The organism is Bacteroidota bacterium, assembly GCA_016715945.1.
Taxonomy (GTDB): Bacteria; Bacteroidota; Bacteroidia; order Bacteroidales; family F082; genus JALNZU01.
Map to the genome: position 1 here is coordinate 577,003 of JADJXJ010000001.1, position 11,358 is coordinate 588,360.

At 50.7% G+C, this 11,358-nt stretch carries 10 protein-coding genes; 3 read left to right on the top strand and 7 right to left on the bottom strand.

The features are described from left to right. Positions 1-332 precede the first annotated feature (332 nt). Both ggt and IPM52_02110 read right to left on the bottom strand, forming a co-directional pair. The gene (gene ggt / locus IPM52_02105; protein ID MBK9290416.1) at positions 333-2,027 is read right to left on the bottom strand and encodes a gamma-glutamyltransferase; all 1,695 of its coding nucleotides are present in this window, start codon (positions 2,025-2,027) and stop codon (positions 333-335) included. Further along, on the bottom strand, positions 2,024-3,217 hold the full coding sequence (locus IPM52_02110) for an aspartate aminotransferase family protein (GenBank protein ID MBK9290417.1): 1,194 nt from the start codon (positions 3,215-3,217) through the stop codon (positions 2,024-2,026). The genes ggt and IPM52_02110 overlap by 4 nt, the downstream gene beginning before the upstream one ends. 197 nt (positions 3,218-3,414) lie before the next feature. Between IPM52_02110 and IPM52_02115 the strand changes: the two genes are divergently transcribed. After that, a complete protein-coding gene (locus IPM52_02115) occupies positions 3,415-4,224 on the top strand; it encodes an SDR family oxidoreductase (protein MBK9290418.1) in 810 nt (269 codons plus the stop codon). Here IPM52_02115 and IPM52_02120 read toward each other — a convergent pair whose 3' ends face one another. Genes IPM52_02120 through IPM52_02130 form a run of 3 tightly spaced genes read right to left on the bottom strand, consistent with a single transcriptional unit; the run spans position 4,225 to position 6,358 of the window. After that, a complete protein-coding gene (locus IPM52_02120) occupies positions 4,225-4,848 on the bottom strand; it encodes a redox-sensing transcriptional repressor Rex (GenBank protein MBK9290419.1) in 624 nt (207 codons plus the stop codon). It lies immediately after the preceding gene. Then, complete coding sequence (locus IPM52_02125) at positions 4,845-5,591, bottom strand: outer membrane beta-barrel protein (GenBank protein ID MBK9290420.1); 747 nt, start codon at positions 5,589-5,591, stop codon at positions 4,845-4,847. Before IPM52_02125 ends, IPM52_02120 begins: the two co-directional genes overlap by 4 nt. Next, a complete protein-coding gene (locus IPM52_02130) occupies positions 5,588-6,358 on the bottom strand; it encodes a sulfite exporter TauE/SafE family protein (GenBank protein ID MBK9290421.1) in 771 nt (256 codons plus the stop codon). The genes IPM52_02125 and IPM52_02130 overlap by 4 nt, the downstream gene beginning before the upstream one ends. Before the next feature lie 23 nt (positions 6,359-6,381). On the opposite strand from IPM52_02130, the gene truA reads away from it, so the two are divergent. Further along, the gene (gene truA / locus IPM52_02135) at positions 6,382-7,215 is read left to right on the top strand and encodes a tRNA pseudouridine(38-40) synthase TruA (protein ID MBK9290422.1); all 834 of its coding nucleotides are present in this window, start codon (positions 6,382-6,384) and stop codon (positions 7,213-7,215) included. A 1,098-nt stretch (positions 7,216-8,313) separates the two neighbouring features. On the opposite strand, the gene IPM52_02140 is transcribed toward truA, so the two are convergent. Both IPM52_02140 and IPM52_02145 read right to left on the bottom strand, forming a co-directional pair. Further along, positions 8,314-9,378 carry a linear amide C-N hydrolase gene (locus IPM52_02140; GenBank protein MBK9290423.1) on the bottom strand — a complete coding sequence of 355 codons (1,065 nt, stop codon included), beginning with the start codon at positions 9,376-9,378 and terminating at the stop codon, positions 8,314-8,316. 104 nt (positions 9,379-9,482) lie between these two features. Continuing rightward, positions 9,483-10,709 carry an aminotransferase class I/II-fold pyridoxal phosphate-dependent enzyme gene (locus tag IPM52_02145; protein ID MBK9290424.1) on the bottom strand — a complete coding sequence of 409 codons (1,227 nt, stop codon included), beginning with the start codon at positions 10,707-10,709 and terminating at the stop codon, positions 9,483-9,485. Positions 10,710-10,854: 145 nt separating this feature from the next. On the opposite strand from IPM52_02145, the gene IPM52_02150 reads away from it, so the two are divergent. Then, positions 10,855-11,328, top strand: a complete 474-nt coding sequence (locus IPM52_02150; GenBank protein ID MBK9290425.1) for an Lrp/AsnC ligand binding domain-containing protein — start codon at positions 10,855-10,857, stop codon at positions 11,326-11,328. Positions 11,329-11,358: the final 30 nt, after the last annotated feature.

Consider the following 11,358-nt stretch of genomic DNA (forward strand, 5'->3'; position numbering starts at 1 on the left):
AATTTGTTTGTCCAAAGAAAGCCTCAATATCACCATTTGTACATACGCTAAACACCTTAGTAGCACGGAATTACCAGGTCAGATTCTACCGGCATCCAGTTTAGGGGCACTATGCCAGTTTTTTTAATCTGCACAAAAAATCAAGCAAGAACAACCATGTTGAAAATCAAAGTTATATATGAATTTGCGATCAGTGACAACAAGGTGCACAAAGCTTTTTCGTGTCATGATGAAGGCTTGAAAAAACCGCATCTAAAACTGCATGATGCAAAACCGCACCTTCTATGGTGGTGCCAGGTTCGCAATTCGCCGGTCATGCTATGAAGCTATGCTTAATATCCTGCTGCCTGACCGTCTTTTCGCGATTCGGATGCTCCGTAATAGACGCCCGTTTTGGGGTCGCGCATGATGGCCTGGTATCCGCCATAGCCTCCCATGTCGAATTTGATGCGGTGCCCCATCTTCATCAATTCGCGTATGGTTTCATAGTTGAAACCCGATTCCAGGTTGACCCAGCCTCCGTCGCTCATTTGTCCGCCGGTGGGTTCGGGGCTGCCTTCGTGGCTGATGCGCATGGCATCGCCTGCTTCCTGCAGATTCATGCCGAAATCGATCAAGTTCACCAGGATCTGCACATGGCCCTGAGGCTGCATGGCGCCACCCATAAGGCCAAAGCTGAGCCAGGGCTGGCCGTCTTTGGTCACAAAACCCGGAATGATGGTGTGAAATGGGCGCTTGCCGGGCGCATATACATTGGGATGTCCTGGCTCGAGGCTGAACGATTCGCCCCTGTTTTGCAGTACAAAACCCAGGCCGGTGGGGGTCATGCCGCTGCCCATGCCACGGTAATTGCTCTGGATAAGCGAGACCATATTGCCCCATTGGTCGGCCACCGTCAGGTAAATGGTGTTGTCGGTTTCAAGTAGGCCGGCCGGATAGCTTTTTCCGGCCTTATTGGGGTCGATGAGTTTGGCGCGCTCCCGGGCGTACTCCTTCGAGATGAGGCGCTGCACCGGAATGCTGGCAAAGTCAGGGTCGGCATAATACCTGGCCCGGTCTTCGAAGGCGAGCTTTTTGGCTTCCACAAAAGTGTGGATGTAGTCGCGGCTGCCAAATCCCATGCCCTTGATGTCGTAGAGCTCGAGGATGTTGAGCATCTGCAGCACCGCAATGCCTTGTCCGTTTGGTGGAAGCTGCCAGACGTCGTACCCACGGTAGTTGGTCGAAACGGGCTCAACCCATTCCGATCTGTGTGCGGCAAGGTCGGCGGCACTAAGGAAACCCTCGTTGTCGCGCATGTAGCGCTCGATGGTGGTAGCTATGCTGCCCTCGTAAAACGAACGAAAGCCTTCGCGCGCTAGAATCTTGTAGGTATTGGCCAGCCAGGGGTTGCGAAAGATATCGCCTTTTACGGGGGCGGTGCCATTGGGGAGGAAGACATGCGAAAAACCGGGATAGGATTTCAGCCGCTCGGCATTGATTTTCCAGTAATATGCAATCACGTCGGTAAGTGGAAAGCCTTCCTCTGCATAGCGGATGGCAGGCTCGAGCAGGCTTGCGTGTGGCAGTTTGCCAAAACGTTTGTGCAGTTCATTCCAGCCGTCCACACAACCCGGAACTGAAACCGACAAGGGGCCATAGGATGGAATCGTCCTGATTTTGTTCTTCCTGAAATAGTCGTAAGTGAGTTTCATGGGCGAACGGCCGGAGGCGTTGAGGCCATACAGCTTTTTGCTTTCTTCGTCCCATACAATGGCAAAAAGGTCGCCGCCAATGCCGCATCCGGTTGGCTCTACCAAACCCAACACCGCATTGGCTGCAATGGCTGCATCCACCGCCGAGCCACCTTCGCGCAAGATCTGGAGGGCAACCTGGGTGGCCAGCGGGTGACTGGTGGCAGCTATACCGTTGCGGGCAATCACCTCCGAACGGGTTGCGAAGTTCCGGCCTGTGATGCGGTCCTGCCCATAAAGCAGCGAAAACATCGTAACAAGCAGTAAGGTGAGGGGGTATGCGAAAGTTCTCATGCAATACATTGGTTTAGTGATGCTTCAACAAGTGATATGGCTTCTTCTATTTCGTTTTCGTTGATGGTGAGCGGAGGAGCGATGCGGAAGCTGCCCGGGTTGAACAGAAACTGATCCACCACAAGGTGATGTTTCTTGAATGCTTTCATCAGTTGGTCAATGCTCACCTCAGGCTCGAGCCCGACACCCAGCATCAGTCCCTTACGCCTTATGGTTGCTACAGCCGGATGGGCTTGCAGGCGTTGTTCAAAAAGTTTTCCTTTGTGTTCGGACTGGATATGAAGTTGTTCATTCAGAATCACTTCCAGTGCAGCCAGCGATGCGGCGCAGGAGACTGGATGGCCTCCGAAGGTGGTGATGTGTCCGAGCTCCGGGAGATAGGTAAGCAGGTGCATGAGTTGTTTCGAAGCCACGAAAGCTCCGATGGGCATGCCACCCCCCATGGCCTTGGCCAGGCAGAGGATGTCGGGCACCACGCCATAATGCTCAAAGGCAAACAGTTTTGCTGTGCGCCCGAATCCCATTTGTATCTCGTCGAAGATCAGCAGTGCACCTGTTTCGTTGCAACGTTGGCGCAAGGCTTCGAGGTATCCGGGGACGGGCAGGATGATGCCGGCTTCGGCTTGTATTGGCTCGATGAGCACGGCGGCAGTGTGCTTGCTTATCAGGGAAATCTGATCGAAGTTGTTGAAGTCGAGCATCCTGCCACCGGGAACCAGCGGCCGGAATGCGTTTTTCATGGCTTCGTGGCCCAGCACGGAAAGCGCACCTGCCGTGCCTCCATGATATGCGTTCCGGAAATAAACAACCTCGGAACGGCCAGTGGCACGCCTGGCCAGTTTGAGGGCTCCCTCGATGGCCTCGGAACCTGAGTTGACAAAATAGACACTGTCGAGCGTGGCAGGAAGATTTTCGGCAAGCCTGGCAGCCAGTTTCACCTGGGGCGAATGCACAAATTTGCCATACACCATCACATGCATGTATTGCTCCAGTTGCGCATGGATGGCGCGCAGCACATGCGGATGCCGGTGCCCTACATTGCTCACCGAAACGCCCGAGACCAGATCAATATGCCTGTTTCCCTGGTCATCGTAAAGATAGATGCCTGATGCTTCGACTATTTCAACCGGGTCGTCAACCACCGATGGCAAACCCATATGCAACTGAAACAGCTGTCGATTGCTGAGCATAAGCCGAATTTTAGGTCAAAGTTATGCCAAAGTCTGATTCGCCGATGCGGCGCCTCAAGTTAACGTCCTGCAGCAACCCATTTTAGGTTGCCAGACTTATCAGCTGATTGAATGATTGAATTCCACGGATTTTTATATGTGCACATGGCTGTTGGCCGTAAAGCTTTGCCGGCTTACATTTGCCAAAAATCCGAAAGATGAGAAACAAAGTTGTACTGATCACCGGGGCATCTTCGGGCATCGGTAAGGCAATGGCTGTGGAAGCTGCCCGACGCGGCGCACGCCTGGCCATCATGGCCCGAAATGCATCAGCACTCGAAGAAACAGCATCCCGGTGCCGGAAATTGGGTGCAGAGGTCTTGGTTTTTGCCGGAGACGTCAGCCAGGAGGCCGACTGCAAAGCTTTTGCTGAAAAAAGTGCAGAGACTTTCGGCCGTATAGACGTGCTCGTCAACAATGCGGGGATTTCGATGCGTGCCTTGTTCAACGACCTGGACCTGAGTGTGATTCGTAAGGTGATGGATATCAACTTCTGGGGAACGGTTTATTGCACCAAATATGCCTTGCCCTACCTGCTCGAAAGCAGGGGAACCGTGGCGGGCATTTCGTCTATTGCGGGCTACAAAGGCCTGCCCGGGCGCACAGGTTATTCGGCTTCCAAGTTTGCCATGCATGGATTTCTGGAAGCCCTGCGCATCGAGAACCTGCATCGCGGTTTGCATGTGCTCATTGCCTGTCCGGGATTTACAGCCAGCAATATCCGCAATGTGGCTCTGGCTGCCGATGGTTCGGCCCAGGGCGAATCGCCACGCGATGAGGCAAAGATGATGCCGGCCGAAACGGTGGCTGTGCATGTGCTCGATGCCATCGAGAAGCGACGGAACTCCATCGTGCTCACATCGCAGGGCAAGCTGACAGTGTGGCTGAATAAGTTTTTCCCGAAGCTGGTGGACAGGCTGGTATTCAACCATATGGCCGAGGAACCCGATGCGCCCTTTGCAAAATAGTCAGCGGGCCTTGCGCATGAAATAGGCTATTTTTTCGAGCTTGGTGTTCAGGTCGAAGTTTTCAACCATCACATGAGGAGGCACCTGCAGCGAAACGGAAGTGAAATTGAGTATGCCGATGATGCCGGCATTGACCAGCAGGGTGGTGATTTCGCGGACGTATTCGCGGCTGACAGCCAGCACTGCAATGTGGATATTCTCTTCACGGATCACACGGGGCATTTCCACAATGTTATAGGCCGGAACAGAAGTGAGCGAGTGGTCGTTGTGCCCCAGAAAGAACTGGGCTTTCAGCACCAGGGCGGTGCCAGGTTCGAGAAACGACTCATACAAGGCCAGGCCGGGTTCGCCCATGCCCACAAAGCACAGGTGACGAGGCTGCGAAAAATCGAGCGCCGCGTTGATCTTTCCAAGCAGATGCCCGATGGGGTAGCCTTTGTGCACATCGCCCTCGGCGCCCAGAAGCATCAGGTCGCGGCGCACATTGGCTGCACTGGTGCGCGCCAGCCGGGCAAGATTATGCGAAAAAATATAGCCGTACTGCAAATACTGGTATTGCAACAGCACCCGACGGTAGCCGATGAGGCGCTCCACAGTTTTTTCCGGAAGATGGTACGGACTCATTGGCGGCCTATCGTTTGCATTATCCCCAAACGAAGCAGATAACTTTTGTAGCTCACCAGCGGCATATTGGGGTTTTCGTAAATGCCCGCAAAACCAATCTGGGTGCGTCCGTTGAGCATCAGTGCGGTATTCGGTAGCATGTTGTAAGTGAGACCAATGCCAAGCAGGAAACCGGCATCGTAGGTGTTCATCAGGTTGCTGCTCAGCCCGCTGTAAACCGTACGGTATAAACCCGGTTCCATGATGGGTTGCGAGATGCGCTTCATATCCTCGGCATCGAGGTAAAGCTCTTCGAACCCCTCGTGCGTATTGGCCAGCAACAAAGCGAAAAAGATTCCTGCCTCGGCCTGGATACCCATGCTATTATTTTGCCTGACATACATGCCTGTGAGTGGAACCATCAGAAAATCGGACTGATACGCCACGCGGCTGCGGAAATAGCACCTCCAGCAAACCTTGGTAAAATCCTCCCCGGGACGCAGCCCCATCAGGCTGGTGTTTGTGCTGAAATTGCGTCTTTCCCAAAGCAGCTCTGCCTGAACGGCGAAATCGTCGTTCAGACCATATCTCAGCAATGCTCCTGTCTGCAAACCGTTTTTATCCTCAAAATTGGTCAACAGGCTGGCATTGGCTATATCGCCTTTGATCAGCCCGCCGGTCAGCCCGAAACTCAGGGTTCCACTTTGTGACCGGGCAGCTGCAAAAGCTAAAACACATAAAGCAATGAGCCACAATCTTTTCATAGCCACATCATGCCAATCCAGATAAACCCAACCACAACCGACAGGCTGGCGCCTGCAATCTGGAGTCCCCGCGAAAAGGAGGGTTTGTAGCGCTCGCTGCCATGTTGCGAAACATAACCAAGCAAATAGCTGAAAACAACCATGGCTATGATGGTACCCATGCCAAAGGCTATGAGGTAAAGCGCTGAATCGGAATTGTTTGGAAAAGCAAGCGTAGGCAGCACGCCCAGGAGGTGCGATACCCCTGCAAACCCATGTACCGTTCCAATCAAAAACGCTGGTGCAAAGCTGTGGGAGCTGCTCACTTCGGTGTGTTCGTGCGAATGCGCATTTGTGTTTTCGTGTGCGTGCGGGTGCACATGGGTGATGATCCTGCCATCGCCGGTGATGTGGCTGTGCGGATGGCTGTGCGCTTCGGGCTTGGTCCCGAACACACGCCTGAAAGCCCACAATCCGATTCCGATAAGCATGAGGCCCACAATGACCTCGCTGTAATGCGAGATGGCCTCGACCGGAATATAGGCCCGGAAAAGATAAAACAACAAACCAATGAGAAGCATCCCTGCTGTATGGCCCAGGCCCCATCCCAGACCCGTAATCCATGCCTTCGTTTTGTTGACAATAGCCAAAGGAGTTACCGCAGCAAGGTGGTCAGGTCCTGAAACAACATGCAATATGCTGGCTATCAGTCCTATCAAAAATGGGTGAAGATGCAGGTGTGGCTCATGGTGTCCGGCGTGGAGGAGCATGAAAAGCAGGGAATCCATCTGTCCAAATTTTGGTTAAAGGTATGAAATCTGATGCTTTGGCCAGCCAAGTGCAAACTCATGGTATTGTGAAGTCCTGTTATCTTTGTCCGAAAAAAGTGCCAAGATACTTTGCACATCTGGCCTACGACGGCACAGCCTACCACGGTTGGCAGGCTCAGGACAATGCCCACAGCGTGCAGACAGAACTGGAAAAGTGCCTGAGCCTCAAGCTGAATGAAGCTGTCCGGCTCACGGGCTGCGGAAGGACAGATACGGGCGTCCATGCCAGAAATTTCTTTGCCCATTTCGACCTGGAAGCGCCCATTGATGCTGACAGAAAAAATAAACTCGTTCAGGAGGTAAACCATTTTCTGCCAACGGATATAGTGCTTTTCGACCTGATCAGCGTTGCGCCGGATGCGCATGCCCGCTTCGATGCCACAAGCAGGACATATAAATATTACATCAACACGGTGAAGCAGCCTTTTTCCCGGCATTATGCCTGGTATGTCTATGGCCACCTGGATGTGGAACTTATGCAGCAATGTGCTGATTTCCTGTGCACTGTGGACGACTTTACGAGCTTCAGCAAGCTGCATTCCCCTGCCAGAACGAATATCTGCAAACTATCCGAAGCTTCATGGACGAAAACTGATGGCGGCCTGGTGTTTACCATCATTGCCGACCGTTTTCTTCGCAACATGGTCCGGGCCATCGTGGGCACCCTGGTTGAGGTGGGCAGGGGCCGACGCACCTACGACGATTTCGTGGAGCTTACCCTTGCCCGCAACAGAAACAAGGCAGGCTTATCGGCGCCTGCCCATGGGTTGTTTCTGGAAGAAGTATGTTATCCGGGATCAGTATTTGTCCTTTAAATGCAGGGCTGGTTTTTTGTTCGAAAAGAAAAATGTTAACTAGCTGTTAACACTAAAATTTTTCTATGCCTCTACATTTGTTAGTTCTTAAGACTTCATTTAGTATGAAACGTCTAGTGTTTCTTACCAACCTATTGCTTGCTGCAAGTTTTTTAAAAGCTCAAAAGACCGAATATTTGTGGCGATACTACACTCCGGGTAATACCGGAATTATGGGGATTATTGTGAAGGATTATGGATCGATCATGATGCGAACCCTTATTTTTCAGCTTACGTTCCCGCCTGGGAGGAAGGAGGTTTTTCAAAATTTTTGGTCAGCGAAAACCGGTGGTTGAATTATTCAAATGTGCAGTATCCGGTAATAGGCAGCACTGCTGATGTCGGAGCTTATCCGAAAGCAACTTTCTGAGCTTGCTGTAGAAATTATCATTACAAACTCCATTGGACAGGTTGTCAATCACTTAGTTTATTCCCGGGACAGTGATATTCGCCAACAGGTTCAATGGGATAGAAGGGATATGAACGGGAAGTGCTGTCCGCCAGGAGTTTACACGTGCTTTCTTAAGGTTGGTAGTTACACAGGTTTCGTAAAACTCGTTGCACTGTAAACTGAACAGCATACGGGCTTCCGGAATGAGGGCGCAAAGCTCGGAGTTTCTGGGTTAAAAATATGCACTGATCATATGCATAAATCCAGAAGTTCAGATCGGAAGAAATACATGATAAAACTCTGAAGCATCGAAAAGTTGCCCGGAAGCCGGTAGGCCCGAAGTACGTTCCGTGTGGCTTGTAAAAAGATGGTTTTTGATGGGCGTTGATACTTGTCCGGATCGTACTTCTTCCTGCCGGAAAATAACTTTCAGACGAACCTGCGCGAGCTTTCTATACGGATGAATGACCTTCGAACAGCAACCACCACATGTTTGCCAGCAGATTATCGGCTTTTAACCTGATTGATGCGGACAGGTCATGAAAAGTGCTGTTGGTGAGGAGCAAGGAAGATTATGGACAGGTTAAGTGGTGACCAAAGGATAAAATCCAATTCACCATGCAACAGGTGTACCAACCGACAGAAAACCAATTTCGTGAATCAGATTATCAGATACCCTGAAACTTGAATGGGGTAGCCTTAATAAACTTATCCGATACTTCACCGGCATAAGGCTGTCCTTTGATTACCGGAAGCATGCGCACGCCGGATTTAGGGGCAAAATCAATTTTCTTCAGATCAACCCAAATGGTGCTTGGATAGAGGACATCCTCATAATAATACACCAGGTCGGTTTGATTAGCCACAACGCGCCAGCGGGTTGTACTCAGGTCGAGGGATTGGCCGGATTGGATGCCAAAAGGCACACTCAAATTGCGAATCAGACTAAATACAGCAGCAGTGGCAATGTGGGTGCTGTCCACCTCAGGCAGGTATTTCAGATAAAAATTAGCGCGCACAAATCTGTCTGCAGCTTTGTTGGTTCCAGGCAAAAATTCAAATCCGTTGATGGCGTCCCAGTAACTGTTGATTGCCAATTGTTTCTCAAAAGTCGGGGAGTTTGTGAGTACATTATAGTCTCGATCGTGGTAAATGTGTAACTTCCCTTCGACATATTCAAGGATCGCATTATCGCCTGTGGCATCCGATAGGGAAAGGTGAATGGTAGTTTTTATATTTGTGCCCGGTATGTTATCGGTCACTACAACAAATTTCTCTTTCCTGAACTCCTCTACAGCCTCGGCAACAGTGGCAAAATTATCGAGTGCATACTGCGCCCACATTGAAATGGCCAGACCTGGCTTGTCGCCGTTTTTTACAAAATCCGGATAGATGGATTCCGTCAAAAAAAGCATGTTGGCCATAAGACCTTTTTCGTTCATCCCATCCGGAATCCCTAAATCCCATGAACTTATACATACACTGCCATATTTGGAAGTCCAAACAATCGATGATTTTTCACCGGTTTCGCCATTGCGTTGCATGCCTCGTGGAAAAATCCACATGTTTCCTGGAATGGGGATGGAAAAATCCATGCTCCGGCCAGTGATTATTTTTCCTTTTTGCTTCTTGTAAACAAACCTTGTACACGCGTCGGATTCTGTTCCAGTGAGAAGCAGGCTGAGCGTAATAGCAACAGTTGCAAGAGACCAAAGAAAAGTTCTTTTAAACATGATAATGATGATTATAGGTTGTGGGCGCAAATGTAAAAGAAAAGCCGGATTTTCGGATCCGGCTCAAAATAATTTAACATACCATTTTTTGTGAAAGTTAAGTCTCAGGCCAATTCGTGGCTTGGCAGCAATCGGGTTTCTTTCAGGCATTGATAGATGCGTTTCCAGGTATTTTCGATGTCGAAGTCGAGGCCCACGCTGAAGCGGATCAGGCCTTCCGACATGCCCATTTTGCGCTGCAGCTCTTCGGGTACTTCCGACGAAGTGCTTTTGCCGCTGTTGCTGAACAGGGTTTTGAAATATCCCAGGCTCACAGCTAAATAACCCACATCGGCCAGTTCCATGCTTTCCATCAGGCGGGCCGCATTCTCGGCAGTTTCCATATCAATGGCGATCATGCCACCGTAACCAAAGGCCGGATGCATCATTTTTTTCAGGACTTCGTGGCCGGGATCGTCCTCAAATCCGGGATAACGGACTTTGATGCCGGCTTCTCTGAATTTTTTGGCCAAATAAGCGGCATTGCGGCTATGCTGCTGCATGCGGATATGCAGGGTGTGCATGTTTTTGAGGATCGAAGCGCTGCGGAAGGGGTCGAGCACGGGTCCGAGGAGCATGGCGGTGCCCTCGTTCACGTCGATCAGAGCGTTGATAAATTCCTTGCTTGCACAGATAGCGCCGGCCACACAGTCGTTTTTTCCGTTGACGAATTTGGTGAGGCTGTACACCACCACATCGGCGCCCAGCAGGGCAGGGGCTACTATCAGGGGCGTGAAAGTGTTGTCCACCACCAGTTTGATGCCTTTTTCGTGGGCGATTTGTGCCAGTGCGGGGATGTCGCTGATCTGCAACAGCGGATTGGTCATGGTTTCGGTGTAAATCACTTTGGTATTGGGTCGTATGGCTGCCCTCACTGCATCGTGGTTGGTGATATCCACAAAACTTACGCTGATGTTGTAGCGCGGCAACCAGTTTTGCATGAATGCAAATGTGCCCCCGTAGGTTGTCAGGCTGCAGACGATATGGTCGCCGCTCTTGCACAACTGCAGCAAAGCCGATGTGATTGCTCCCATGCCACTGGCCGTAATCCATGCCATCTCGGTGCCTTCCATGGCCGCCATGGCCTCGGCCAGGTATCTGTTGCTCGGATTCCAGTGCCTGGAATACAGAAAACAGCCTTCAGCCTCACCATGAAAAGTGTCGGTCATCGTTTTGGCCTGCATGAAAGTGTAAGTGGCCGAGTCGGTTACGGAGGGATTCACGTCGCCGAATTCGCCAAATTGCTTGAGCTCGAAAAGGGCGCGCAAGGGGTTGTGATTTTTATGCGACATAGTGTGAATTTTTTATCAAAGTTAGGAATAAAACGGAATTCAGGATTGTTGTATAGCACTGTAAAACCGTTTTTTTGAAAAAAAATAAAAAGTGTAAGTGCAAAACTCTATTTTTGCAAAAAATCGAACAAAAACCACCTCAAACATGCACGATGACTTTCATATTGATAGCCTCGACCGCCGCATCCTCTCCATTTTAATCGAAGATGCACGCACACCTTTTGTCGAAATAGCCCGCCGTTGCAACGTTTCAGGAGCTGCCATACACCAGCGTGTAGCCAAGATGCAGGAAGCCGGGCTGATCAGCGGGGCACATTTCAAGCTCAACCCCAAAGCCATGGGCTACCATACCTGCGCCTTTATCGGCATACAGGTCAACCTGGTCTCGAACAGCACACACAACAAAGTATATCAGCAGATTATGGAAATCCCGGAGATTGTGGAATGCCACCATATCAGCGGAAAATATTCCCTGCTGGTTAAAATTTACACCCACAACAATGAGCACCTGAAGAAAATTATCGTCGAAAAAATCCAGAGCATACCCGAAATCACCTTTACCGAGACCTTCATCTCGCTTGAAGCCGGATTCGAGCGCAGTTTGCCAGTGGAGACATAATAATAAGGTGCAGCTAAATCTTTTGCGCAA